This window comes from Nocardia sp. NPDC058666, from assembly GCF_042714895.1.
In the GTDB taxonomy this organism is placed as follows: domain Bacteria; phylum Actinomycetota; class Actinomycetes; order Mycobacteriales; family Mycobacteriaceae; genus Nocardia.
Genome location: NZ_JBHXRY010000001.1, coordinates 190,099 through 216,017, shown reverse-complemented (window position 1 = coordinate 216,017; position 25,919 = coordinate 190,099). Strand labels below are relative to the sequence as shown.

General features: G+C 67.1%; 24 protein-coding genes and 1 tRNA gene. 5 read left to right on the top strand and 20 right to left on the bottom strand.

Annotated elements, in window-relative coordinates; translation table 11 throughout:
• Positions 1 to 12: 12 nt before the first annotated feature.
• From ACFWVD_RS00795 to ACFWVD_RS00780, 4 genes are all read right to left on the bottom strand, one after another.
• Positions 13 to 2,136 carry an Rv1355c family protein gene (locus ACFWVD_RS00795; RefSeq protein WP_379239822.1) on the bottom strand — a complete coding sequence of 708 codons (2,124 nt, stop codon included), beginning with the start codon at positions 2,134 to 2,136 and terminating at the stop codon, positions 13 to 15.
• Entirely contained in the window at positions 2,133 to 2,810 is a 678-nt protein-coding gene (locus ACFWVD_RS00790; RefSeq protein ID WP_379239821.1) for a hypothetical protein, read from the bottom strand. Before ACFWVD_RS00790 ends, ACFWVD_RS00795 begins: the two co-directional genes overlap by 4 nt.
• Before the next feature lie 243 nt (positions 2,811 to 3,053).
• On the bottom strand, positions 3,054 to 3,494 hold the full coding sequence (locus ACFWVD_RS00785; protein ID WP_379239820.1) for an AraC family transcriptional regulator: 441 nt from the start codon (positions 3,492 to 3,494) through the stop codon (positions 3,054 to 3,056).
• Entirely contained in the window at positions 3,491 to 3,934 is a 444-nt protein-coding gene (locus tag ACFWVD_RS00780; protein ID WP_379239819.1) for a GyrI-like domain-containing protein, read from the bottom strand. The genes ACFWVD_RS00785 and ACFWVD_RS00780 overlap by 4 nt, the downstream gene beginning before the upstream one ends.
• Positions 3,935 to 4,123: 189 nt before the next feature.
• Between ACFWVD_RS00780 and ACFWVD_RS00775 the strand changes: the two genes are divergently transcribed.
• Entirely contained in the window at positions 4,124 to 6,298 is a 2,175-nt protein-coding gene (locus tag ACFWVD_RS00775) for a hypothetical protein (protein ID WP_379240925.1), read from the top strand.
• Positions 6,299 to 6,305: 7 nt separating this feature from the next.
• Here ACFWVD_RS00775 and ACFWVD_RS00770 read toward each other — a convergent pair whose 3' ends face one another.
• A complete protein-coding gene (locus ACFWVD_RS00770) occupies positions 6,306 to 7,235 on the bottom strand; it encodes an alpha/beta hydrolase (RefSeq protein ID WP_379239818.1) in 930 nt (309 codons plus the stop codon).
• 326 nt (positions 7,236 to 7,561) lie between these two features.
• Here ACFWVD_RS00770 and ACFWVD_RS00765 point away from each other — a divergent pair, with 326 nt between their 5' ends.
• A complete protein-coding gene (locus tag ACFWVD_RS00765; protein ID WP_379239817.1) occupies positions 7,562 to 9,037 on the top strand; it encodes an MDR family MFS transporter in 1,476 nt (491 codons plus the stop codon).
• 60 nt (positions 9,038 to 9,097) lie between these two features.
• Here the strand turns inward: ACFWVD_RS00765 and ACFWVD_RS00760 are convergent, their stop codons facing one another.
• The 6 genes from ACFWVD_RS00760 to ACFWVD_RS00735 form a co-directional block, all read right to left on the bottom strand.
• Complete coding sequence (locus ACFWVD_RS00760) at positions 9,098 to 10,687, bottom strand: glycosyltransferase family 39 protein (protein ID WP_379239816.1); 1,590 nt, start codon at positions 10,685 to 10,687, stop codon at positions 9,098 to 9,100.
• 562 nt (positions 10,688 to 11,249) lie between these two features.
• Positions 11,250 to 11,322 (bottom strand) — tRNA-Ala (locus ACFWVD_RS00755).
• A gap of 97 nt (positions 11,323 to 11,419) precedes the next feature.
• Entirely contained in the window at positions 11,420 to 12,418 is a 999-nt protein-coding gene (gene glpR / locus ACFWVD_RS00750; RefSeq protein ID WP_379239815.1) for a gephyrin-like molybdotransferase receptor GlpR, read from the bottom strand.
• 136 nt (positions 12,419 to 12,554) lie between these two features.
• On the bottom strand, positions 12,555 to 13,205 hold the full coding sequence (locus ACFWVD_RS00745; RefSeq protein ID WP_379239814.1) for a GNAT family N-acetyltransferase: 651 nt from the start codon (positions 13,203 to 13,205) through the stop codon (positions 12,555 to 12,557).
• Positions 13,206 to 13,217: 12 nt separating this feature from the next.
• Complete coding sequence (gene glp / locus ACFWVD_RS00740) at positions 13,218 to 14,477, bottom strand: gephyrin-like molybdotransferase Glp (RefSeq protein ID WP_379239813.1); 1,260 nt, start codon at positions 14,475 to 14,477, stop codon at positions 13,218 to 13,220.
• 39 nt (positions 14,478 to 14,516) lie between these two features.
• Positions 14,517 to 15,443, bottom strand: coding sequence for a UTP--glucose-1-phosphate uridylyltransferase (locus tag ACFWVD_RS00735; protein ID WP_379239812.1), 927 nt, complete (start codon positions 15,441 to 15,443; stop codon positions 14,517 to 14,519).
• A 138-nt stretch (positions 15,444 to 15,581) separates the two neighbouring features.
• On the opposite strand from ACFWVD_RS00735, the gene ACFWVD_RS00730 reads away from it, so the two are divergent.
• The 3 genes from ACFWVD_RS00730 to ACFWVD_RS00720 all read left to right on the top strand — a co-directional run bounded on the left by ACFWVD_RS00730 (position 15,582) and on the right by ACFWVD_RS00720 (position 17,355).
• Positions 15,582 to 16,199: a 5-formyltetrahydrofolate cyclo-ligase gene (locus ACFWVD_RS00730; RefSeq protein WP_379239811.1), complete on the top strand. Its 618-nt coding sequence runs from the start codon at positions 15,582 to 15,584 to the stop codon at positions 16,197 to 16,199.
• A 71-nt stretch (positions 16,200 to 16,270) separates the two neighbouring features.
• Complete coding sequence (locus tag ACFWVD_RS00725) at positions 16,271 to 16,597, top strand: FmdB family zinc ribbon protein (RefSeq protein WP_379239810.1); 327 nt, start codon at positions 16,271 to 16,273, stop codon at positions 16,595 to 16,597.
• Positions 16,598 to 16,686: 89 nt separating this feature from the next.
• On the top strand, positions 16,687 to 17,355 hold the full coding sequence (locus ACFWVD_RS00720) for an SAF domain-containing protein (protein ID WP_379239809.1): 669 nt from the start codon (positions 16,687 to 16,689) through the stop codon (positions 17,353 to 17,355).
• 113 nt (positions 17,356 to 17,468) lie between these two features.
• On the opposite strand, the gene ACFWVD_RS00715 is transcribed toward ACFWVD_RS00720, so the two are convergent.
• The 9 genes from ACFWVD_RS00715 to ACFWVD_RS00675 all read right to left on the bottom strand — a co-directional run bounded on the left by ACFWVD_RS00715 (position 17,469) and on the right by ACFWVD_RS00675 (position 25,626).
• Positions 17,469 to 18,143 (bottom strand): MspA family porin, encoded by a 675-nt coding sequence (locus ACFWVD_RS00715; RefSeq protein WP_379239808.1) that lies wholly within the window; start codon positions 18,141 to 18,143, stop codon positions 17,469 to 17,471.
• Between the two features lie 63 nt (positions 18,144 to 18,206).
• Entirely contained in the window at positions 18,207 to 18,872 is a 666-nt protein-coding gene (locus ACFWVD_RS00710) for an MspA family porin (RefSeq protein ID WP_379239807.1), read from the bottom strand.
• 345 nt (positions 18,873 to 19,217) lie between these two features.
• Positions 19,218 to 19,877, bottom strand: a complete 660-nt coding sequence (locus ACFWVD_RS00705; protein WP_379239806.1) for an MspA family porin — start codon at positions 19,875 to 19,877, stop codon at positions 19,218 to 19,220.
• 66 nt (positions 19,878 to 19,943) lie between these two features.
• Positions 19,944 to 20,624 carry an MspA family porin gene (locus ACFWVD_RS00700; RefSeq protein WP_379239804.1) on the bottom strand — a complete coding sequence of 227 codons (681 nt, stop codon included), beginning with the start codon at positions 20,622 to 20,624 and terminating at the stop codon, positions 19,944 to 19,946.
• Positions 20,625 to 21,150: 526 nt separating this feature from the next.
• Positions 21,151 to 21,372 (bottom strand): hypothetical protein, encoded by a 222-nt coding sequence (locus ACFWVD_RS00695; RefSeq protein WP_379239803.1) that lies wholly within the window; start codon positions 21,370 to 21,372, stop codon positions 21,151 to 21,153.
• Positions 21,369 to 21,911 carry a molybdenum cofactor biosynthesis protein B gene (locus ACFWVD_RS00690; RefSeq protein WP_379239802.1) on the bottom strand — a complete coding sequence of 181 codons (543 nt, stop codon included), beginning with the start codon at positions 21,909 to 21,911 and terminating at the stop codon, positions 21,369 to 21,371. The genes ACFWVD_RS00695 and ACFWVD_RS00690 overlap by 4 nt, the downstream gene beginning before the upstream one ends.
• Positions 21,911 to 23,380 (bottom strand): trypsin-like peptidase domain-containing protein, encoded by a 1,470-nt coding sequence (locus ACFWVD_RS00685; RefSeq protein WP_379239801.1) that lies wholly within the window; start codon positions 23,378 to 23,380, stop codon positions 21,911 to 21,913. The genes ACFWVD_RS00690 and ACFWVD_RS00685 overlap by 1 nt, the downstream gene beginning before the upstream one ends.
• A gap of 98 nt (positions 23,381 to 23,478) precedes the next feature.
• The gene (locus tag ACFWVD_RS00680) at positions 23,479 to 24,930 is read right to left on the bottom strand and encodes an ATP-binding protein (RefSeq protein ID WP_379239799.1); all 1,452 of its coding nucleotides are present in this window, start codon (positions 24,928 to 24,930) and stop codon (positions 23,479 to 23,481) included.
• Between the two features lie 9 nt (positions 24,931 to 24,939).
• The gene (locus ACFWVD_RS00675) at positions 24,940 to 25,626 is read right to left on the bottom strand and encodes a response regulator transcription factor (RefSeq protein WP_379239798.1); all 687 of its coding nucleotides are present in this window, start codon (positions 25,624 to 25,626) and stop codon (positions 24,940 to 24,942) included.
• Between the last annotated feature and the right edge of the window lie 293 nt (positions 25,627 to 25,919).

Here is a 25,919-nt window from a genome sequence, read left to right as displayed (position 1 = left end):
CTAACTGTGGTGTCAGTTCCCTGATCCGAGTATCGGGAGCCTGGCACTGCGTACGGTGGGAGCGGGAGCGTAGGCCAGTCGCAATACTGCCGCGACCGTCTCGTGCCCGGGGATTCCCATCAGCGCGCAGAACCGTTTGTGGATCGAGGCAAGTGTATCCGTGAATCCCACGGATACGTTGCGCAAATCGTTGTCGTCACACAGGTAGAGGAAAACCGGCGAAACGGGTTGCACGGCCAGGCCCAGCTTCTGCGCGGCAATCCACACCCGTTCCACGGCCGAGCCGCCGCGCACGTAGTCGCGTAGATCCGCGTCGACGCCGGTCGCGCAGGACACCGCGATCACCGCGGAACTGGAGCGAACCCGCTGGTAGGTGTAGTCGCCCAGCGCCGTACCACCCGACCATTCGCGCAGGTACGCCATCGCGTCCGCGCGCGCACCGATGCGCATTTTGGCTTGTTCGTCGGGGGCCAGTTCCAGGCTTCGGATGTCGAGTCCGGTGCGCAGATCGTCTGTGGGCCAACGTAACTCGGCGAACATCTCGGTGTGCAGGCGTGGTGTCAGGTAGCGCACGCGGTCGGATTCGGCGAGCAGTTGTGCCGCTTCGTCGATGTCGGCACGGTCGACGACACCGCGCAGGACCGCCCCCTCGGATTCGGCGCACGCGGCGAGTGTGCCCAGCACGTTCGGCGATATCGAGCGGCCGTCGCCCAGATGCCTGTTGGTGGCGCGCGCGAGCATGGCCGGGTAGTCCGCTGCCAGGTCTGGGTCGGTGGCCGTGCCCAGATGCAGCACCGCTGAAACGGGCGCGGGGCCACCGGACACGATCTCGTGTCGGCCCAGCAAACCCTGCGCCGCGGCGGCTACGCGGGCGTTGTAGAGCGCGGCGCCCAACGCGACCGCGCTGCCACGCCAGCCGGTGTCCATCCCGGACGTGCGGGCTGGATCCACGGCCAGATGCACGGCGGCGTCGTCGACCCGCACCACCCACGGCTGCGCGTTGCCGCCCGACGGTGCGCGTTCGATGGCGTGCACGATGCGCGCGATCGGCGTGCGCGGCGGGTCGAGCTCCATCACCGGACTCGCGGGTACCCGCGCATCGAGCTCGGGTTCGCGCAACTGTGCCAGGTGCTGCTCCAGATCCACGCGCACCCGCCCGGACGGCAGCCGTTGCCCCAGGCCGATGCGGCGCACCGCGGTAGCCACGATCGCCGCGCCCAGCCCGATATCGCTGCCGAGTTGGGGCCAGGTGGTCACCGTCTCGCCGATCTCGGTGAGGCTGGCGGCCAGCCGTGCCGACAGCTGCGTGGGGTCCAGGATCCGCATCACGTGCGGGACCTTGTCCGCGTTCGACAATCCGCGCAGGTCCGACCCGGTGGCCGCGCCGAGCAGGCCGTGGAAAGGCGGTCGGTCGGGTTCGAGATCGAAACGCTCGACGTCGAACAGGCCGCGATCGTTGGTCTCCATCAGCACCGGGATGCGGTGCCGCCGCGCGGCCTCGCGCACGGCGAGTTTCACGTCGAGGGAGTCGCACACCTCCACCACCACCGACAGCCCGCGCAGGAACTCGTCGACACACGACTCGTCGACGCCCGCGGGGAAGATCTCCACGGGTAGGTACGGGTCGAGTTCGGCGATCCGTCGGGCGGTGACGACGCATTTGTTCAGCCCGATGTCGAACAGCCCGCCGGGAATGCGATTCAGATTCGACAACTCGACGGTGTCGAAGTCGGCAATCCGCAGCAGCCCGCATGCGCCTTCCAACGCTGCCATATAAGCGATTTCGTGGCCGGCGCTCTGTCCGATGACGCCGATCGACTGGCCGCGCAGCTGGTATTGCTCGTCGATGGTGAGCTTGTTGCGGTTGCGGTCGTGGCGGATCGCGTGGAACGCGCGCGCCCCGACGATGGCGACCAGCGATGACCGCCACGGGTAGTGCACCCATCGGTCGTCGGCGGGATCGGCGTCGGGCGCGGCTTCCAGTCGTCCCAGTTCCGCACGCAGGGCTGGACGTAAGTCGATGACCGAGATATCGGGGCTCGCGCGCAGTCGGGTCAGTTGTGCCGCGTCGGCGGGGATCCGTTCGTCGAGCATCGTCGGTCGAAAGGCGTTGGCGTCGGCCATATTCGCGCTCATGGCCGCGCGCCGAGTAGTTGCGCTCGGTCGGCGGCGATGAGGTCTGCCTGCGTTCGCGTGGCCGTGCGCAGATCGGACAGGTCCCACCACACGGGCACGGTGGTGTACCGCTCGTCCGGGTAAGACACCGCGGGGATGCCGCGATCCTGTCGGGCGCCGGTGGATTGATAGGACTGCAGGTGATGCAGGGGGCTCACGCCCATGCTGAAGCGCACGTCCAAAGCCCAGGCCAGGTGCACCACGCCACGGGCGACCAGGGCGCCGAGTTCGGGCCTGCGCGGCGCCGAGCGCGTGGACCAGCCGCCCTTGGCTTCGATCACCCCGCCGGGCAGCCGGGATTCGATCGACGAGCGCAACGCGGCCTCGCCGGGCGTGCCCAGCCACGGCTGGAAACCGGCGATCTCGTCGGCGTCCGTGTGTGGTCCATGTGCGCGCACACCGGCCACCACCGCACCGTCCGGGTCGATCGCGACCAGGAACGCGGTCGTGGAGCACCCGTCGGCGAGCGTTTCGACATCGAGCGCGTCCTGCACGCCGTAGTGCCGGTAACCATCCAGCGCACCCGCCAGGTACTGCTGCCACAGCCCTTGATCGTCATCGGGGGAACAGAGCTGCACTCGACATCCCGAACTGCTGTCGAAGTACCGCAACCCGCCCGCATTCGCACCTGACACCCGGTGATCCGAGTCGGTGTGAGCCGACAGCCTCATAGAACTCCGTTACCTACACACGCGCGTCTGCGTCATCGACCAGCCAAAGATTTCCTACGCAGTATCCGTCATTCGGAAGGATTGCACCATATGAGTGGCTAATTTCTCGATAACCTTCTGAGCCAGTTGAAATAACCGCAGGTCAGAGCGTGCCATAGAGAGCGATTTGATGGAGTCCAAACCGATCGGTTCGAATTCGGCTAACTCTCAGTTATCGACAGTGATCGACACGAACAACTCCACCGCGTCCGGCCCGTGCCAGACCTCGATCTCCTCGCGGTAAGCGCGCGAGATCTCCGCCGACGCCGTCGCATCGTCGACCTGCGCCCACACATCTTCGACCGGGTCGTGATAGTCGCCGTTGGGTGCGAACCGAGCGTAGATGCCCTTGGGTACGCGCAGCATGAGATCGCCGACCGGCACCTGCTCGGGGTCGGTGAATTCGCGGGCGACCAGTGCGTTCCAGTTGCCCGCGGGGTCGGGGACGTACACGGTCTGCAGCGGTTCGCCGCCGACCGGGCGCTCGCGCAGCCTGCCTTTGAGGAACTCGATCAGGTCGCTGTTGCTCACCTTGAAACTGGGGTGCACGCGGGGCACCACCAGGCCGCCGTACAGCGCGGCGCCACGCACCACGATCGAATAGGTCATCGCGCGTCGACCGCCAGGTACAGGTCGATCTTGTAGGCGTGCGGGTAGCACTCGAAATCGCCGGTGAAGGTGCGCTTGATCTGGTTGTGCTCCTCGGCGTAGGCGATCTGGGTCCACAGGTCGGTCATCACCTGGGGGAAGTTACCCACCGAGGAGAAGCGCGCGTAGGTGCCGCGCGGCAGGCGCACCGCCAGGTGTCCGCGCGTGACCTGGTCCAGCGAATCGCACTGGTAGCCCACGATCTGGGTGTTGTAGGTGCTCAGCTCACCGGTGTAGTCGGTGTACGCGCTGGCCAGCGGCCCGCCCAGGTCCTGATGCAGGACCGCCGACCAGGCCGCTTCGAGGTCTCGGTCGCGCAGCTCACCGAGCGCGCGTTTGGGACTGCGGACCGGGAGACCGGCCACCCAGGTCTGGTCCCGCTCGACGATTTCGAACTGCAATTGATGACTCTCTCGAAGGGTCCTGCTCGGTTGCGCCATGCTATCAAACCCCACCCTAACCACATCTGAGCTGGACAAACGTCCACCTTTGTGTGCGGGATAGCCATTGTTACTGCCCGATTCACCTCGAACCCGTATGCTCCCGCGATCGTGTGGGTACGCGCGGAGCTCGGACCGCGAAAACAAGTGATGCAGTGGGCAGGCATTGTCGTTGCCGCCGTGGCGGTCGGCTATCTGGCGGTATTGCTCGGGGATTCGCGACATTTCTATACCGATGACACCGAGGCGCAATACGTGCCGATGTGGCAGCTGCTAGGCAACGAACTGCGCGCGGGGCGGTTCCCGGCGATGGTGCCGTGGGAATGGATGGCGGGCAACTACAGCCTCGAGGAAGCCGGGCTCTACAACCCCGCGCAGCTGCTGGTGTACCTGCTCGCGCCCTCGTTCGACAATCTCGCGCTGTACGCGACCGCGGTGAAATTCGTGTTCTCCGCGATCGCCGCGATCGGCGTGTTCCGCATCTGCCTGGCCTACGGTGCGCGGGCGCCGTGGGCGGCGGTGGCGGGCGTGGCGTTTCCGTTCAGCGGCTGGTTCCTGTTCTTCGACACCGCCAGCTGGTTCACCTCGCAGACCGGCACCGCGTGGCTGGTGAACGCTTGGGCCAGCGCGGTGCTCTACGCGCGCGGACGCACCGGGCCGATTCCGATGTTCGTGTTCCTGTACCTGGCACTGACCATCCAATATGCCTTTCCCGCAGTCGAATCCGGGTTGATGATCGCCGCCGTGGCCGCGGGCGAGTATCTGTATCAGCGCACGTGGGCGTCGGTGTTGCGGATGCTGGCGGCGGCGGGACTTGCCGTGTCGGCGTCGATGATCGCGAATCTGCCGATCCTGCTGTCCTCGCAGGCCACCTGGCGCGGTGACGTGTCCACCATCCACAACGATCCCTTCCTGACCGTGCCGTGGTCGGAATCGCTGAACGCGAGCCTGCCCAGCACGGTGCCGGCGTTCACGGGCTGGTGGGGGCATGTGCAGCCGCTGCCGATGGTCTACATCGCGTGGTTCGTGATTCCGGCGCTGGCGTTCATCGACTGGAAGGCCGCGGCGCGTCACGCCGCGCAGTGGAGTGGGATCGCGCTGTTCGCGGTGGCGACGCTGATGTGGACGGCGGGGCCGGGCGCGATCGGACCGCTGCGGTGGCCCGCGCGGGTGTTGCCGATGGTGGCGATCGCGGCGCTCGTGCTGGTGTGTGTGCTGATCAGTCGCTACGGGGACTTCGCCTGGTCGCGTCGGCGGTACGCGGCGGCGGGGGCGTTGATCGGGTTGCTGTTCCTCCGATCGTTCTCCGCCGCACCCGAACTCGTCGAGCGGCACGCGCTCGCGGTGTTCGTGGTGGTCGGACTCGGTGCCGCGGTGGTGTGGCTGGCGCGCACGCGCGGGACCGCCGCCGCGGCCGCGTTGACGATCTGCGCGACGTTCCCGATCGCGTTCGCCCAGGTGGCGGCGGCGCCGATGACGCCGCTGTCCTACGGATTTCCCGAACGGCGGTCGGAGATGACCGCGGCGTTCCCCGACTTCGACGGGCGCACACTGCAATTGGCGGATCGGATCATGGTCCGCAACGAAGAACGCACCCTCGCAGGAACTTACGGTTCCATCGCCCTGGGAAGCTACGCCAAGAACCTCGGGCTGCAGTATGTGAACGGATACACGCCCGTCGGACATGCGGCTTTCGCGGGAATGCTGTGCATGGCGTGGGATGGCGGGACGTGTCCGGACGCGTACCGGCGGGCCTTCGCGGTCGAACCTTCCACCGACACACCGATTGTCGATCTGATGCGGCTGGATCGTGTTGTGCTGCAACGCAGTCAGTATCCGCACGCGGACAAAGATCCGGCTCCCGCCGGGTGGCGCTTCGTCCGCTACCCCGGGCACGAACATCAGATCTCGGTGCTGGAACGGGTGAACCCGCTGCCCTCCCCCGGCGACCTGATCGCCCACGAATCCGGCGTGCACGCCACCGTCATGCCCGAAGCGGGACTGACCAATCGCGCCACCGTGTCCTCGGGCACCGGCGGTCGAATCGTGTTGTCGCGCTTGGCCTGGCCGGGTTACACCGCCACGCTGGGCGACGACGAGATCCCGATCAGGGCCGTCGCGGGGACCTTCGTCGCGGTCGACATTCCGCCCGGCACCAAGAACGCGCAGCTCACGGTGACCTGGCGTCCACCGGGCCTGTCCATCAGCCTCACCGCGGCGCTGCTGGCGCTGATCGGCGTCGGCGGGTTGCAGTGGTGGTATCGAACGCGCAAGCGCGACAACGAGATCGGCGCTACGCCCACGGTCGTGCCGGCGCGGGCGTAGCGGCGGGTCAGCCGATCGCGGCGGCCAGGTGCGGCCAGGCCTCGTGCAGGTCGGCCTCGAACTGGCCCCAGGTGTGCGAGCCGGTCGGCCGGTGCACGTGGATGGCGGGGATGCCCAGTTGGCCGAGGCGCCCGGCGAACGCGGCCGTGCACGCCCCCGCCAGGGTTTCGATCGGGGGCATTGGCAGGCCGCGGTCGGCGGGGCCGGGGAAACCGGTCGCCGCGGACAGGAACACGGTCTTGCCCGCCAGGCGGCCCGCGTTGGCGAACACGTCGTGTTCCTGCCAGCCGGGGCCGCCCGGAATGCCCCACATGTTCCCCGGGTTTCCGCCACCACGCACCGCCTGGGCGCTGGCCATCGCGATCCCCAACGGATCCGACGCCCACGGGCAACCGCTCAGCGCGGCGACCGCGGAAAACCGCGACCCGCTCTGGATCGCCAGGTCCAGCGCCGACGACGCGCTCATCGACACACCCGCGATCGCATTGCGGCCGCTGGCGTCGAGCGCGCCATCGATCACCTGCGGCAATTCCTGGGTCAGATACGTTTCCCACCGCACCCGACCGATCGCGGGATCATCGGAGATCCAGTCGGTGTACAGCGTGAACGCGCCGCCGACCGGCATCACGACATTGACGAACTTGTCGGCGAAGAAATTGCGCACGTCGGTGTTGTCCCACCAGGAGATCCCGTCGGCCCCGCCGCCCGCCCCGGTGAGCAGATACAGCGTGGGCGCACCGGCTCCGGCGGCCTTGATGACCTTGTTCTGGATCACCCGTCCCATCGCGGGCGAGTACACGTCTATCTGCGCGGCCCGGCCGCCCAGCGGCGCCTCCCCCGCCACATACGCCCCCGGATCAGCCGTTGCCTGGACGGAACCGCCGAGCACAGCCACGATCGCGCACACCACAGCAAGCCACGTTCTCGATGCAGTCACCCTCCCGTTGTACCCCTCGAACGAGGCGATGTATCCCGAAACACGCGACCAGTCATCAGTCGGGATCGGGCAGTGACCAGGCTCACCATCGGGTGTGTGATTCGTTTCGATAGCGCTGTGACCTGGTTCTTTCACCCTGCATCTACCGGTGCGAACCGGGAAAACCAGGTGATTTGTGTCGTACCCACCCGGAATACTCGACCGCGCCCGATGAGTTGGACCGACGGAAACCGTCTTTTCTCGTGTGATGCCGCCGACGCAGTCGACTCGGCATCGGGCCACGCAACGCCCTGCCGAATCCACCACGCTTCCCGGAGGTACCACCGATGCCAGCCGATATATCCCCACCGATGACGAAGGGCAAGACACCGATCGTCATCCGCGTGCTGGTCCTGGCGACCTTCGTGGTCATCCTCAACGAGACCATCATGATCAACGCCATCCCGGCGCTGATGGACTACTTCCAGGTCACCGAGGTCGCCGCGCAGTGGGTCTCCACCGCGTTCATGCTGACGATGGCCGCGATCATCCCCACCACCGGCTGGTTCCTGCAACGGGTCACCACCCGCCAGGCCTATGCCACCGCCATGGGCGTGTTCATCGCGGGCACCGTCATCTGCGCCCTCGCACCGACCTTCGCGGTGTTGCTGATCGGCCGGATCATCCAGGCCGGTGGCACCGCGGTGATGATGCCGCTGCTGATGACCACCCTGATGACCGTGGTGGCCGAACGGGACCGCGGTCGCGTGATGGGCAACGTCACCCTGGCCATCTCGGTCGCGCCCGCCATGGGCCCGGTCGTGTCCGGCCTGATCCTGCAGATCGAAGGCCCGCACGCGTGGCGCCTGCTGTTCGTGATGATGCTGCCGATCACCGGCCTGGTGACCTGGCTGGGTCTGCGCCAGCTGGACAACGTCGGCGAACCGCAGCCCAGCGAGCTCGACCTGCCCAGCGTGGCACTGGCGGGCCTTGGCTTCGGCGGACTGGTGTTCGGCCTGAGCAAGTTCCACGGTGACAGCTACACCGTCGCGGCGCTGATCACCGCGGGCGGCATCGCGCTGATCGCGGCGTTCGCACTGCGTCAGGTGTGGTTGCAGCGCAACGGAACTCCGCTGCTGGACCTGCGGGTGCTGTTGCAGGGCACCTACACCAAGGCACTGGTGCTGATGTCGCTGGCGTTCCTGGCGATGATGGGTTCGATGATCCTGCTGCCGCTGTACCTGCAGAATCTGCGCGGGCTGTCCGCGTTCCAGACCGGCCTGCTGGTGATGCCCGGTGGCCTGGCGATGGGTCTGCTCGGACCCACCGTGGGCAAGCTGTTCGACAAGTTCGGTGGCCGCATACTGGTGATCTCCGGCTCGATCGGTATCGCCGCCTCGCTGGCCGGGTTCACCCAGATCTCGATGACCATGCCGTACTGGCAACTGCTCGGCCTGCACATCGTGCTGATGGTGTCGCTGGCCGCGGCCTTCACCCCGGTGTTCACCCTGGGTCTCGGCGCGCTGCCGATGCACCTGTACTCGCACGGCAGCTCGATGCTGGGCACCATCCAGCAGGTGGCCGCCGCGTTCGGCACCGCCCTGGTGGTCACCGTGATGTCCGCGCGCAGCACCTCGCTCATCGACGAGGGCACCCCGGTCGCGGTCGCCACCCTCGACGGCATGCGCCTGTCCTTCATGATCATCGCAGGCCTGGCGCTGATCGTGATCGCCATGGCCGTGTTGCTGCCCAACCGCGCGGCGGTCGATCCGCACGCCGCGCCGGTGGACGAATCGGATGCACCAGAGCTGGTCAAGCACTGACCGTAGTTCTCCGCGCATAACAGAACGGCCCGGTCGATGACCGGGCCGTTCTGTTGTCGCTCAGCGGGTGGGGCGGGTGGTGGTGTTGGGGTCTCGCCACAGGCCCAGGTCGAAGTACAGGGTGGTCATGGTGTCCCACGCGGTCGACCACGGCTGCTTGGGACCCTTGCAGACCCAGACCGCGGTCATGCGGTCGATGCCGGGCGTGCCCATGGGGTCGTCGAGGTGCACCACGCGCTGCACCTCGGTGAAACGGGAGCGCAGGTCGGGTTCGGCGGTGTCGAGGCCGACGTAGACCACCGTGGTCGCGGAGTCCGGCGGCGGGCCGAAGAAGCCGAAGCCGCGGCTGGGGCTGAAGGTGGCGGGCAGGCCGTACTGACGGCCGAACTGCTCGACCGCGCCTGCCTGCGGGTAGCCCTGCGCGAGGATGACGGCGTTCGCCTTCTCGGCCGGCGTCAGCGTGGCGTAGCCGTCGTTGACCGCGTCGACCATCAACGCCCAGTTGGTGTTTCCGAAGAACGCCGTCTTGAGTCCGAGATCGAGCGCGTTCTCCGACTGGGTACGCCAGCTGGGCGACAGCGGAATCACGGTGAGCGTGACCACGGTCGTCAGCACCGAGGCCGCGGCGATCGGCACCAGCGCGAGGTTCATCCACCGTTTGCGGTCGTACTGCCACAGGCCGACGGCACCGAACGCGAAGATGGCCGGGAACAGGCCGCCGGGGTAATAGGGCCGGCCGTGGGTGATCATGACGACCGCGGTCATGATCAGCAGCGCCACCGGCAGGAATCGGTAGGGGCGCAGCGATTCCTGTTTGAACGCCGCCCACATGCCGATCGCCAGCAGCAGGGTGCCCATGATGCCGGCCAGAATCGGGAACTGCGGCAGGAAGCCGATGGGGCCGTAACCGGTGGCGTCCTGCTCCGCGCCGATGACCGAGCCCATGGCCAGCTGCGGCCAGTTGTGCTGGGACTGCCAGTACAGAATCGGGATCAGCGACGAGGCGAGGATGCCGGTGGCCGCCCACAGCGCGGGGCGGCGCAGCACTTCGCGCGGACCGCACACGATGACCGCGAGGCCCAGGCACGCCCACACGATCGGGATCATCCACTTCACCTGCATGTCCAGAGCGGCGACCAGACCCGCCGCGATGATCAGCCAGTCCTGGCGGGTGCGCACCCAGCGGATGAACAGCCAGGTGATCACGGCGGTGAGGGTGGCGTCGAACGAGAACGTGCTCAGCACAACTTGATTGGCTGCCAGCCCCGACAGCGCGTACGCGGCCGCGGCCAGCATCTGCACCCGGTGGTTGCCGCGCAGTTCGTAGGCGATCAGCGCCGCCACCACGATCGCGCCCACGCACATCAACACCGACGGGAACCGCAGCGCGGTCACCGATCCGGGCGCGAGCTGGTCGGCGATCCAGGCGAACATGGGCACGATCACGCCCTGGTCGGCATAGGTGAAGTCCAGGCGCCTGCCGGCGGAAAGGAAGTAGAGCTCGTCGCCGAAGTAGTCGTAACGCGCCGCCGTCGCCGTGAACATGATCCCGGCGATCGCGGCGATCAACGCGACTGCGCGAAAGGCGAACGTCGGGTGGGTATTCGGAATGCTTTCGGGCTCGGTACGAACCTCTACGACCGCTGTCATGAACTGCCCCTGATGCTTTCCGACAGACCCGAGCGACGACCCCCTCCCGAAGGTGCGTCGTCATCTGTTCGCTGGTGAACCGATTCCTCCCCGGCAGCGAACTTGTCGAGCGCGAGCGCTCGTGGTCCTGCTCGGATAATTCATCTTTATCAAAACGTTAGTGCCTACCCAGCGGGTCCGCAAATAAACTTCACACCAATAGCTGATGGCTGTAAATCAACGTGACGCAGTGGTCATCACCACTTTGACCTGCGCTAAGAATTGCAAGGGCACGAAATGTGATGAACAACTCTGCCGGAATCGGTAACGCCGCCACTAAACCCGAGTTCGTCACCGCGCGTGCCCCCGAAACAATGGGCAGCCGCACATGCATATGTGAAGAATGAATATTTCACTCTGTAATCCGACACATATCACGTCGCAACGTAAATACCCCTTGCGCGCAAGCGCTTATTCACCTGCCGTTAGGACAGGGCACAGGCCCCGGATCGTCTCGGGCCCATGGCCTCGGAGCGATACGACGAACGCCGCCCGACCGGGGTGGTCGAGCGGCGTCGTGATGTGGAGCTAAGGGGAATCGAACCCCTGACCTTCTCGATGCGAACGAGACGCGCTACCAACTGCGCTATAGCCCCGTGCGGCTCTGGTGAACCGCGCTGTGACACTGTATCAGGGGTTGCGCCCGGATACCGAATCGGTACTGTGACCTGCGGATTTGCGTGGTTTCACCAGTTACTCGCCGACGGCGTGGCCGAGGTCTTCGACCCGGTTGCGCAGGGCGCGAGAAGTGGCGGGGTCGAAGATTACGAGGTACTCGAACCTCGGGTCCTCGTCGTCGGTGTCCAGCAGGGTGGAGCGGCGACGCAGGGCGCGTGCGGTGTCGCGGTCCATGGTGCGCTGGGTGGTGGCGGCCTCGGGGGCCGCTTCCGTGGCTTCGGGACGCTTACCGCGGTGCAGGCGGGCCGCGCGCCTGCGACGGATCTCCTCCTCCACGTGGACCTGCTTGCGCAGGTAGGCCAGGTAGCCCACCAGGACGGCGGCCGACAGGCCACAGGCCCACCAGAACATCGCGTTGAGCAGCAGGCCGAACGTGGCGAACAGGATCATCGCCACGATCAAGCCCATGACCGCGCGCTGACGGAAGCTGTAGCGGGCGGCGCGGGCGATCGCGTCGGCCTCGGGGTCGTAGCCGCCGCGACCGCGACGCGAGGGAATGAAGTCCTCGCCGTCGTCGTCGTATTCGGCGTCGTCGACCACCAGGTCGTCCAGGCGTGCCGGCGGCGCGGCCGGGATGCGCGCGGCGACAGGCGGTTCGTCCTCGACCTGAGCCGAAACCGGTTCCACCACATCATCTTCGGTCGCGTCGTCGTCGAGATCCACCGGCTCGGCGGGATTCTCGATGCCTACGGTCTCGGCAGCTTCGAGTTCGACTGCGGGGGTGATCTTTTCGTCGTCGTCTTCGGTAACAGGTTCTTCGGATGTCATCCGATCCTCCGAATCAGTACGGTGGGAGCGCTTGCGCAGCACACGGGGTCGATAGTTGGGGTCACTGTCGTGACCGCCCGCCGCGCCGATGCGGATCCGTCCTTCGGCCCCGCCACGGTGCAGCACGCGGGTGGCGAGCGCGGCATCGGTGGTGCGGCGGATGCGGGGATGACGGTCCGCCATGATCGGGAACAGGACGAAAACCCACAGCACTACCAGTCCGATCCACAGGATCGAGTTCGGCATCGCGGTCATCACCTCCCGTCCCCACCTACGTGTTGGCTATCTGTGGACGCACCACTGACGTCCGTAGGTTAATTCGGGCACGCGCGCTCATGTGGCAGGCGCGCCGAACACACCTGCCACATGAGTAACAGAATTTTCACGGCAGCGCCGCTCGACCTTCCCTGACGAGGCGATCAACCACGGTGCCCAGCACTTCTTCGACGGTGAGTCCGACCAGCATATGATCGCGCCACGCACCGTCGACATCGAGATAACGCTGCATCAGACCTTCCTCACGGAAGCCGACATTGCGCAGAACCGCTTGGCTGGCAAGGTTTTCCGGCCGCACGGTCGCCTCCACGCGATGCAGGCCGACCGGCCCGAAGCAGTGGTCAAGACCCAGCGCGAGCGCGGCCGTGGCCACACCCTGACCGCCCAGATCCTTGGCCACCCAGTACCCGATCCAGCCCGAACGCAGCGCGCCGCGCACGATATTGCCGATGGTCAGCTGCCCGCTGAACTGCCCGTCGACCTCGATGACCAGCGGGATCATCGCCCCGCGGCGGGCTTCGGCCTTCAAACTGGTCCACAGCGACGGCCAGTTCGACGCGTGATTGCGCGCCTCCCAGCTGCCGCGCCCGGTCGGCTCCCACGGCTCGAGGTGGTCGCGGTCGCGCAGCCGGATCCGGCTCCACGCGGCGGCATCGCGAAAACGCACCGGCCGCAAGGTAACTCGACCACCCGCCACCTGGACCGGGCCCAGACGAGCCGGCCAGCCGGGATGCTGTCCGGCCCGGAAAACGTTCATGGACTCCATTGTTCAGCCGCGCTGCGCCAGGAACGCGACTTGCACTTCGTCACCGGTGCGGAAGTCGGTGTCGTCGGGCTCCACCACGATCAGGCTGTTCGCCTCGGCCAACGTCACCAGCAGGTGCGAGGAGCCGCCGTTGCCGTTGCCCAGCGGCTGCACCAGGTACTCGCCGGTCGCCTCGTCGCGCAGCAGTTGCGCGCGCAGGTAGCCCTTGCGGCCGGGCATCGAGGTGATGCCGGTAATGGTGCGGGCGGTGACAATTCGACGCATCGGCTGCCGACGACCCAGTGCGATCCGGATCAGCGGACGCACCATCACCTCGAACACCACCAGCGCGCTCACGGGGTTGGAGGGCAGCAGGAACGTGGGCACCTCGTCGCGGCCCAGTCGACCGAAACCCTGCACCGAACCCGGGTGCATCGCGACCCGGTCCACTTCCAGCTCACCGAGTCCGTCCAGCGCCTCCCGGATCTGATCCGACGCCCAGCCGCCGACCGCGCCCGCGATCACCACGACCTCCGAGCGCACCAGTTGCCCTTCGACCACATCGCGCAGCCGACGCGGATCGGCGCTGACGATGCCGACCCGGTTCACGTCGGCGCCCGCGTCGCGTGCCGCGGCGGCCAGTGCGTAGGAATTCACGTCGTAGACCTGGCCGGGGCCCGGCGTGCGGTCGATGTCGATGAGTTCGCCGCCGATCGAGATCACCGACAGGCGCGGGCGCGGATGGACCAAAACCTTGTCCTGACCGACCGCGGCCAGCAAACCCACCTGAGCCGCGCCGATGATGGTGCCCGCGCGCACGGCCACGTCACCGGGCTGCACGTCGTCACCGACCCGGCGCACGTAATCGCCGGAGCGCACCGGCTCGAAAACCTTGATCCTGGCCCGGCCGCCGTCGGTGAACTCCACCGGCAACACCGCGTCGGCCAGGGTCGGCATGGGCGCACCGGTATCGACTCGCACGGTCTGCCGCGGCTGCAGGCGAATGGGCTGGCGCGAACCGGCCACCACCTCGCCGACCACCGGCAGGGTGAGGTCGATCAGCTCGCCCTCCTCGTCGCGCACATCGGTGCCCGCGGCGGTCACGTCGACGCTGCGCACCGCGTACCCGTCGATGGCGGCCTGGTCGAAACCGGGCAGCGGGCGTTCGGTGACCACGTCCTCCGCACACAGCAAGCCCTGGGCTTCCGAAATCGCCACCCGGACCGGCCGGGGTGCGACCGCGGCGGCGGTGACCTTGATCAGCTGATCCTCAACCGAGCGCATCGAGCTCCTGAATCTATGGCGGCGGCGTACCTACCGCATTTAGGCGACGGGCGACTGCGGATCCCACGCGGGACTGAGCCGGAAGTTCAGCCACTCGCGCAATTGCGGGCCGTATTCCTCCCGCTCGAGGGCGAAATCCACAGCAGCTCGAAGATAACCGCCCGGGTTGCCCAAGTCGTGGCGCGACCCACGGTGGACCACCACGTGCACCGGGTGACCTTCCTCGATCAGCAGCGCGATCGCGTCGGTGAGCTGCAGTTCGCCGCCCGCGCCCGGGGTGATCCGGCGCAGCGCGTCGAAGATGACCCGGTCCAGCAGGTAGCGCCCGGCCGCGGCCAGGGTCGACGGCGCGTCGGCGAGGTCGGGCTTCTCGACCATGCCCTTCACCCGCAGCACATCGGCTTCCGCGCCCTCGGCACATTCCTCGACATCGAACACGCCATAGGCGCTGACCTGCGACTTCGGCACGTCGATGGCACACAGCACCGAACCGCCGCGCTCGCGACGCACCCGGCTCATCGTGTCGAGCACGCCGCACGGAAGCACCAGATCGTCGGGCAGCAGCACCGCGATGGCCAGCTCGTCGTCGTCGAGGACGGCTTCGGCCTGGGCGACCGCGTGGCCCAGACCCAGCGGCTCCTCCTGCACGACCGACGTCACGTTGAGCAGGCCCGGCGCCTTGCGCACCTTCTCCAGCAGCGCGAACTTGCCGCGCTCCTCGAGCGTGCTCTCCAACACCAGGTCCTCGACGAAGTGCGCGACGACGCCGTCCTTGCCCGGCGAGGTCACGATCACCAGGCGGTCGGCGCCGCAATCGGCGGCCTCCGCGGCGACCAGTTCGATACCGGGGGTGTCGACCACGGGCAGCAATTCCTTGGGCACCGTTTTGGTGGCAGGCAGAAACCTCGTCCCGAGTCCGGCCGCGGGTACCACCGCAGTGCGGAAACCGGAAGTCTTGTCTGTCATGCGCATACCCTATCCATTCGGTGCCGTCCGATCGTGCCTCGCGACGATCCGGCGTCGGCAAGAGCTTAGAGGCGACGTCGCGCCGATGCTGCGGCCGTGCGTTCGCGACGTCGGACCGCTGCGTGCCTAGTGCAGACTATGGTGGTCGCTGTGGAGATGCCCGGTGAGCGCACCAAATATGCGTGGCGCGGCGAGATCCTGGCCACTCGGGCACAAGTCGACCCCGCTGAACACGCCGTCGACGCGGCCGCGCTCGCCCGCGCGGCGAGCGGTCTGGCCACTGCCGACGAGGTCGTGTGCGCCTATGTCCCGGTTCGCGGGGAACCCGGCGATCTGCGGATGCTGGACGCGCTGCGCGAACGCGGCGCCACGGTGTTGCTGCCGGTCACCGGCGAGCCGGGGCCGCTGAGCTGGGCGCGGTACGAGGGTGCGGATTCGTTGCGCAAGGCCCGGTACGGACTGCTCGAGCCGGCGACCGAGACCTTACCGCCCGCGGTGGTCGCCGAGGCGGTGACGATCTTGGTTCCGGCGCTGGCGGTGGATCGGCGCGGGGTGCGGCTCGGGCGCGGCGCGGGGTATTACGACCGGACCCTGGGCGCCGCACGTGCGGACGTTCGACTGATCGCGGTTGTGCGCGATAATGAACTGGTCGACCGGCTTCCCGAAGAACCGCACGATCGGCGAATGGGTTGGGTGCTCACGCCCAGTGGCGGCCTGGAACAGCTGGGACGCGACCTGCCCGTTTCGCCGGAATGAAACGGCGATTCGCGACGTTGGCAGTGTCGGCGGTAGAGTGCTAGATCGACGAGAGACTTGCGGAGGATCCTGTGCCAACTTATTCGTACGCGTGCACCGAGTGTGACAACCGCTTCGACATCGTTCAGTCCTTCTCCGACGACACCCTGACGGAATGCCCGCAGTGCTCCGGGAAGCTGCGCAAGCTGTTCAACTCGGTCGGCATCGTGTTCAAGGGCAGCGGCTTCTACCGCACCGACAGCCGTGGTGGCGCGTCCACCGCGAGTGAACCGGCGAAGACTTCGACCGATGGCGGCAGCAGCAGCACCAACGGTTCCAGTGGTTCCAACGGATCTGCCGGAAGCGGGAATTCGTCGTCGAGCACGCCGAGCAGCTCTGCTCCGGCCGCCGCCAGCTGACTTTTTCACAGTTATCCACAGGCCTGTAGTTATCCACAGGCGGGGTTTTTCGCGGCTTTTCCGCGCGCCGACAGTTCTACGCTTTCGGCATGACTCGCAGTCTTGCCGATCTGGGACGTGGCAGTTCCTGGCGCTTCGTCCTCGGTAATCGTCCGGCCTGGGCCGATGCGCTGCTCGCGCGACGCATCGCCGCCGCCGTGCTGGCCGTTGCCGCGGTGGTGTTGTTCGTGCGTGGTGATCCCGGCGGTGCCAGGGTCGCGGTGGTCGTCGCGGCTCGCGATCTCGCGCCGGGGCGGCTGCTCACCGCCGACGACCTACGGGTGGATCAACACGAATCTCGTTCGCTGCCAACAGGATCCATGCGCGAGACCGCTCCCCTGCTCGGGGCGACGCTGACCGGGGCCATGCACGCCGGGGAGACTTTCACCGATCTGCGTATCGTCGGGCCACGTCTGGCCGCGGCTGCCGCGGGCAGTGCCGATGCGCGGATCGTGCCGATTCGACTGGCTGACGCGGCGGTGGCCGATGTTCTGCGGGCGGGCGATCGGGTGGATGTGGTCGGGGTCGAGGACGCGGGCGGGCCGGGGGCGACGAAGCCGGCGCGGACGTTGGCCACCGATGCGGCGGTCGTGCTCGTCACCGCGACGGGTGATCGGCGTGGGGCCGAGCGGGTGGTGTTGCTCGCGTTGGATACCGAGTACGCGACCGCCGTGGCCGGTGCGTCGCTGCGTACCGCGTTGACGGTGGTGTTCCATTGATGAACTCGTTGAAACGACTGTCGCGCTGGGTTATCGGCGGGTTGTGCGCCGTGACAAATCGGGGCCCGCTCCGAGAGCGAACCCCGATCGTGTTGTCCTGTAGTGCTATCGGGTCAGCCGAGACTGAACGGGGCGCCCCACAGGGTCACCCAGCTCATGACGTTGTCGGTTTCGACCTCGACGCTGACGAAGGCGCGGGCCTGGGCGTAGCCGCCGCAGCCGGACAGGCCGATGGTTTCGTCGGCCCAGGTCACCGAGCCCGAACCGCCCTTGAAAGCGTTACGGGTCTTGTGGGTTTCGTTGCCGAAGTCGTCGGCCATTTCCAGGTCGAGGACGTAGAAGGACTTCGACTGGCCGGGGCCCAACGACAGTTCACCGCCGGTGCTGACGCCACCTTCTGCCGGAGGAGTGACCCCTTCCTTCGGCGGTGCCTGGGAGCCCTCGGCCTTGCCGGTGACGCCGCCGCCGGCGATATTGACCTGGCAGCCCACGGTGTAGCCCGGGAAGATCTTTCCGCTCCCACCGCCCGAGACCGACACTTGTGCGCTGCCCGAAACCCACGCATTGCGGTGAGCGGGAGTGGCACCCATCGACGGATTGATGTTGGCCGACTCACCGACCAGGCTGATATCGACCACGGAGCCGTCGGACAGCGTCTTGCTGATGTGGCCGCCCGGCAGCGGAACGAAGGTGTCGGCGTTTGCCGCACCCGTGGAAAGCAAACCCAACGCCACGGTCGCCGCTGCCGTGAAACCGGCTGCGCGCGCCATGCTCTTACGGTTGATCATCACAGTGACCCCTCGAGGGTTAATTCGTGTGAAAGAGAAAGAGTTTCGATTCCGGACGCACGATCAGCCGATGCTGAACGGTGCACCGTACAGCGTGGTCTTGGAGTAGTGGTCACCGATGATCTCGACCACCGTGTACGAGCGCGCCTGTGCGTAGCCCGCGCACCCCTGGATCTGGATCTCGGCATCCTGGTACTCGACCGAGTAGACGCCCGGCTTCAGAATGTCTTTGGCGTCGATCTGCACGAAGGCGACCTGACCCGGTCCGAGGTTCAGACCGATCGATCCGCCCGCGCTCACACCACCCGTCGACACCCCACCCGACAGCCCAGCGCTGACAGCGTCATCGCCAATGCTCACCTGGCATCCGACGAGGTAACCCGTATTCAGCTGCGACGCACCGTGCGTCGACGAATTGTTGGAGCCGGGACGGTTCGACGCCCCATTGTTCGGCCCGACCTCGCCCTTCGGCGTAGCCGTCACGTCGGCACGGGCATTGCCCGACACCCACACGACACGGCCGGCGCCGTTGGCGGCCAGCGACGGGGAGATGATGGCGTGCTCGCCGGTGCGGCTCACAGTGACTCCGGGGCCCATCTTCTGGCCGTCCGGCAGCGGTACGAAGGTGTCCGCGTTGGCAGCACCGGCCGACAGCAGGCCGATCGTCACGGCCACTGCGCCGGCGCTGTAGGCGCCGCGACGCACGCGGTTGGTGCGGTTCAAGCTCATTGTTCCCCTCGAGGTATACGCAAATCCGACCTCGACCATCGAGGTCGATATCTGTGTTGCGCCCGGACCCAGCTGGGGTGTGTCGCAAGGGACATGGCACCGCTGGCAACAGGACGTAGACGCCCTGCCGGGAGGTGGATCGAGGATCTTGTCGTCACCGGACCGGCGCGAGCTCAGCCGATCGGCGAACGGAAACGCAATGGTGACTCCGGCTGCGTGAGCAGTCGATTCGGGTTCAACATAGTGAGACGGGACCGTAATGTCCAGCGCTACATCGTTGAAGACACAACAAAACGGGCCGGTCGCGTGAAGCGACCGACCCGTCTAGTTGGGGATGCGAACAGATCAGCCGAGGCTGAACGGAGCGCCCCACAGGGTCACCCAGGAGATGACGTTGTCGGTCTCGACCTCGACGGACACGAAGGCACGCGCCTGCGCGTAGCCGGCGCAGCCGGTCAGGCCGATGGTGGTGTCGGACCAGGTCACCGAGCCGGAGCCGTTCTTGAAACGGTTCGAGCTGCTGTGTGCCTCGCTGCCGAAGTCGTCCGCGATTTCGCGGTCGAGGATCTTGAACGTGGCTGCCTGGCCGGGGCCGAGCGACAGCTCGCCGCCGGAGTTGACGCCCGCGTCGACGTTGCCTTCCCAGTCGGAGCCCACGTCGCCGCCGCCGGAGACGCCGCCGCCCGCGATGTTGACCTGGCAACCCACGGTGTAGCCCGGGACGATCCGGCCGGAGCCGCCGTCGGAGACGGACACCTGAGCGCTACCCGAGACCCACGCGTTGCGGTGGACCGGGGTGGCACCCATGGACGGGCTGATCAGAGCGGACTCGCCGACCAGGGCGATGTCGACGACGGTGCCGTCGGACAGCACCTTGGTGATGTGTCCACCCGGCAGGGGAACGAAGGTATCGGCGTTGGCCGCGCCCGTCGAGAACAGGCCGACGGCCACGGTGGCCGCAGCGCTGACGCCCGCCACCTTCGCCATGAACTTACGGTTGATCATAGGATTTGTCCCTCGAGGATTGAGTTCGCCGTAGCGAGAAGAAGATTCGTGCCGGATCGAAAGACGTCAGCCGATGCTGAACGGCGCGCCGTACAGGGTGGTCTTCGAGTAGTTGTTGCCGATGATCTCGACCACGGTGTACGCCCGAGCCTGCGCGTAGCCGGCGCAGCCCTGGATCTCGATTTCCGCGTCCTGGTAATCGATGGCGTACGTGCCGGCCTTCAGGATGTCCTTCGAGGTGATCTGCACGAACTTCACTTCACCCGGGCCGAGGTTGACGCCGATGGAGCCGCCCGCGGAGACGCCGCTGGTGCTGACACCACCGGAGACACCCGCGCCGATGGCGTCATCGGCGATGCTCACCTGGCAACCGACGATGTAGCCGGTGTTCAGCTGCGAGGCGCCGTGGGTGGAGGAGTTGTTGGAGCCGGGACGGCCGGTCGGGCCATTCCACGGGCCGACCTCGCCCTCGGGGGTTTCGGTGACTTCGGCAATGGCGGTGCCCGAGACCCAGACGACGCGACCCGCGCCGTTGGCGGCCATCGACGGCGATATCAGCGCGGACTCATGGGTGCGGGTGATGGTCACGCCAGCAGGGCTGACCTTCTGGCCGTCCGGCAACGGCACGAAGGTATCGGCGTTGGCGGCACCGGTCGACAGCAGGCCGAAGGCCATGGCTGCCGCGGCAGCGCCGACGCCCGCGGCACGTGCGCCACGGCGCACACCGGTGGTGCGGTTCTCGCTCATACTTCCCCTCATCAGGTGTCTAACAGCCGATCTCGACTTTCGAGACCGGACAAAGTGGCCCTCACAGGCCCCGCTCAGTGTGTCGCCCCTTTGTTGCCGTTACGTAACTAACTGTTATTTCGACGATACGGCGGGGCCGGTGTGATGAGCCCGAGCCAGGGCTCCACCAGGTGGTTCAACACACAGAGCTGAGAGTTCTGGGAGTTACCGATAGTTGGGTGGCTCAATGGCGAACATTAAACGCCCGTTCGCGGACCAGGCAATCGAAGTGTTCGTAAATTTCACTGTGAACCCACCCACATATTCGTACATCGCCACATGCTTTGACGTGCATTAATACCGTTGGAGTACATCACGTCAAGGGGGCTAGACAGAAGTGCCTAACAGGTAACGATTCGACCCCTGGAACGACAAAAGACCACGCTTTCGCGTGGTCTCGAGTATTTGTCGGCACTGCACCGAAGACGCGGAAACACCTTTCCGCGGGGGCCGCTATTACGTAGCTGCTACGTAGATAACGGCACAATCACCCATGATGCGGCGGCACCTGCGACCGTAACCATTCGTCTACATCGCCACCGCGCGAGCCCTCGCCGCGCTCGTCACCGGTGGTTTCGGGCAGCACCTCGCCGAAAATCCTTGCCAGCCGGGCGGCCTCGGCCGACTTGCGCCGAAGCTCCTGCGCCGCAGCGGTTTCCCGGTCCGAACTCTGCGAACCGGGAGCCGCGTCGTCGGGGTGTGAGGTCATTCGTCCAGACCGGACAGTTCGCCGATCACCTTGCTGGCCAACGGACCCAGCGTGGACATGCCGTCGCGCACCGAGGTCCTGGTACCCGGCAGGTTCACTACCAGCGTGCTACCGGAAATGCCCGCCACACCGCGCGACAGACCCGCGTCCAGCGAGCCCGCCACCCGACCCGACGCGCGCAACGCCTCGGTGATGCCGGGCAGTTCCCGATCCAGCACCTGTGCGGTGGCCTCGGGGGTGACGTCGCGCGGCGACATGCCGGTGCCGCCGACCGAGATCACCAGGTCGACACCGCCGATCACCGCGGTGTTGAGAGCGTTGCGGATCTCGACCTCGTCGGCCTGCACCGTCACCGACGCGTCGACGAGGAACCCGGCCTCGTTGAGCAGTTCGGTCACGAGCGGGCCGAGCGAATCGACGCCGCCATGCGCCGTCCGATCGTCGACGACAACAACCAGTGCGCGCCCTGCCACGGGAGCATCGATGTCCATGGTCATCACCGTAGCGCCTACGCACGACAGACTCGCGTTCGATCGCATCATCGGCCGCCTTCCGCTGCCGCGGCGGTCAACGTGACCTCGACGGTCTTGGAGTTACCGCCCTGCTCGTCGGTGTATGTCACCTTCACCTTGTCTCCTGGCTGGTGGGAGCGGACGGCTGCGATCAGCGCGTCGCCGGAATCGATGGGACGGTCGTCCAGTCGCGTGATCACCGCACCGGCCAGGATGCCCGCCTTGGCGGCGGGACCGTCGGGGGTGGCTTCGAGCACGCGCGCGGCGGTGTCCTGCGGGCGCAGTTTGATGCCGATCTGGGCGTAGGTGGCGTGGCCGGTCTTGATCAGTTCGTCGGCTACCCGACGCGCCTGGTCCACCGGGATCGCGAAACCGAGGCCGATCGAACCGCTCTGTGTACCGCCCGCGGCCTCGCCGCCCAGGCTGGCGATGGCGGTGTTGATGCCGATCAGTTTGCCCTGCCCGTCGACCAGCGCGCCGCCGGAATTGCCCGGGTTGATCGCGGCGTCGGTCTGGATCGCGTCGATCACCGGGTTGACCTGGCTGGGCGCGCCCTCGCCGCTGGTGGAGACCGGGCGATTGAGCGCGGAGACGATGCCGGTGGTGACCGTGCCCGCCAGGCCCAGCGGCGAGCCGATCGCGATCACCGGCTGACCCACGGCCAGTCCGTCGGAGGTGCCCAGTTCGATCGGCGTGAGCCCGGTCTTGCCGGTGACCTTGATGACGGCCAGGTCGGAAACGGGATCCGCGCCGATCATCGTGGCGGGCGCGGTGCTGCCGTCGCTGAACACCACTTCCATCTTCGCCGCGGAACCGGCACCGGCGGCGACGTGGTTGTTGGTCAGGATCAGCCCGTCGGAGGACAGCACGACCCCGGAACCCTCCCCGGAAGCCCTGTTACCCGCGACCTTGATCATCACGACACTGGGCAACACCCGCTGCGCGACCGCCTGCGTGGATCCGGCGGGCGCGTTCGCGACATTGTTGACCTCGGGCTTGGGCACCTCGAGCGCATTGGTCACCGGCGTCGAAGCGGAGTCGGTGGCCATCGCCCCGACCACGCCACCGATACCACCACTGACCAGCGCCAACGCCGCCGCACCCGCAATCAGCCCCAGCCGCACCGGCTTTCGCTGCGGAGCAGGCGCGACACCGAATCCCTGCGACGCGGTAGCGAATGCCTGCGGTGCGGCCCCGAACGCCTGTGTCGCAGGATCGTGCGGCGCAGGGCCCTGCGGATACGACGCCTGACCACCGTGGGGAGCCGGACCCTGCTGATGCTGATCACCGAACGACGAGTGGCCGTGCGGCGCAGGACCCCCGAAGGGCGCCTGCTGCCCGCCGAACGGGGCCTGCCCGCCGTAACCAGCGGGCCCCTGCGCAGTGGCTGCCTCCGACCGGTCGGATGCGCCTGGCTGCCCGACTGTCTCGGCAGACGTCTCCGGGTGCCCGTCGACGGGACGGTCGGCGGGGTGCTGCTGGGGATCGTCGGTCATGGTGTCTGTCTCCTCACGCTTGCGGACCAGCTTCGCTTCGGCTACTGAGAAGGGCCTGAGATCGGACTATCAGTTCGCCGAGACTCCGGCGGTGCTCGCTAGGGTTCGGATTCGTCGAGCAGGGTGGGCGCTTCGCCCGGCAGCACGATGCGCACCAGCGCGCCGCCGCGGTCGGAGGTGTCCACCGCGATGGTGCCGCCGTGCTTGGTCACCACCTGTTTGACGATGGCAAGCCCGAGCCCGGAGCCGGGCATCGATCGCGAGGACGTCGTGCGGTAGAAGCGTTCGAACACCAGCTCGCGTTCGCCGCTGGGGATGCCGGGGCCCGCGTCGCCGACGGCCAGTTCCATCAGGCCGGGTCCGACCGGGCGCATGCTGATCCGCACGACCGCGTCGGGCGGACTCCACTTGGCGGCGTTGTCGAGCACGTTGAGCACGGCCCTTTCCAGGCCCGCCTCGTGCCCGTAGACGAACCAGGGCGCCAGATCGGCCTCGAAGGTAATGCCCACCCGTCGGCGCCGGGCACGCTCGAGCGCACGCTCGGCCACTTCGCCCAGATCCACCCGCTCGTAGACGGTTTCGGGTGCGTCCTCGCGGGCCAGGTCGACCAGGTCACCGACCAGCGTGGACAGCTCACCGATCTGCGCGACCACATCGGCACGCAATTCGGCCATGTCCTCGTCGGGCAGTTGGGGTGCGCCCGGTCGGCCCGACGCGATGAGCAGTTCCATGTTGGTGCGCAGCGACGTCAGCGGGGTGCGCAGTTCGTGGCCCGCGTCGGCGACCAGGCGTCGTTGGCGGTCGCGTGATTCGGTCAACGCCCGCAGCATCGTGTTGAAACTCTCGGTGAGCGAGGCCAGTTCGTCGTCGCCGGTGACCGGGATCGGGGTCAGGTCGTCGGTGCGCGCGATCCGCTCGGTCGCCGCGGTGAGCCGGGCGATCGGGCGAAGACCCGTGCGGCCCACCGCCGTGCCCGCCGCGGCCGCGAGCACGACACCGCACGCGCCGACCACGAACAGCAGCCAGGCCAGCTGGTCGAGCACCTCGCGGGTGCGGTACAGCTTCTGCGAGATGATCAGCGTCGCGCCACTGTTGGTGCGCGCGGCCAAGACCCGCTGGTCACCCACGGTGCGCAGCGAGGAGTTGATCTTGCCGTCGGCGACCGCGAGTTCCTGCGCGCCGACCGGCGGAATCGTCTGCTGGGGCGGCATATACGGCTTGTGCCCGGCGTAGATCAGCGCGACGCCGACATCGTTGGAGAACAGCCCCGCCAGCACGATCGACTGGAAGCCCGCGGTCTCGAAGTTGTTGTTGATCATGGTGGCCGCGCGGGCCTCGAGCTGGCCGTCGACATCGGCGTACAGCGCCCGCGCCACCATCGCGTAGGCGGCGATCGAGGTCAGCGCGACCGCGATCAGCACCACCGACGCCGCCAGCAATGTCACGCGCCAGCGCAACGACACCGACCGCGTCAACGGCGTCGGCGGACGCATCTCGCTCGCGTCCAACGGCCTGCCCAGAACGGCGACCACGGGTTCCTTCCCAGCCATGCCGCGGGCCTACGGAGGGGTCTCGCGCAGCACGTAGCCCACGCCACGCACGGTATGGATCAGCCGCAGCTCGCCGTCGGCCTCGGTCTTGCGTCGCAAATAGCCGATGTAGACCTCGAGCGCGTTGCCCGATGTCGGAAAGTCGTAGCCCCAGACCTCTTCCAGGATTCGTCCGCGAGTCAGCACGCGACGCGGATTGGCCATCAACATCTCGAGCAATGAGAACTCGGTGCGGGTGAGGCTGATCGCGCGTTCGCCGCGCGAAACCTCGCGGGTGACCGGATCCAGCGACAGATCGGCGAACACCATCGCCTCGGAATCCTCACCGGGATCGGGTGTTCGCCGACGCAGCAGCGCCCGTAAACGCGCCAGCAATTCCTCCAACGCGAAAGGTTTGGGCAAATAGTCGTCGGCGCCCGCGTCCAGTCCGGCCACACGTTCGGACACCGAATCGCGTGCGGTCAAAACGAGAATCGGCAGATCGTCGCCGGTGCTGCGCAGCCTGCGGCACACTTCAAGGCCGTCCAGGCGCGGCATCATCACGTCCAGGACCAGGGCATCGGGCCTGGCCGCGGTCACTTTCTCCAGTGCGTCCAGACCGTCTACGGCCAGGTCGACGGTGTAGCCGTTGAAGCTCAGTGACCGGCGCAGTGATTCCCGCACCGCGCGATCGTCGTCGACTACCAGAATGCGCATGCGCTGTAGTTTGCCGTGAACGACTGAGAACGCACTGAGAGGACCGCCGGGCGCGTCGAGGTGTTGCGCGCACGCCGCCCAGGTGTCAACGCACAGCACTTCGGGAGATCCGTTGTAGGTCTTGACAAAATCGCGCGAATCGTCGTTGTGTCACGGGCTATTCGGAGAATTATCCAAGGAGCCGCCCGGATTGCCGTTGCCCACCCAGCACGGTATCTTTCCTGCGGTAAAAGAAGACCTCCAGTTGGTTCTGCGCTCGCATCGCTCCGCGACCTCCCCGCGCGGGCCGGGGT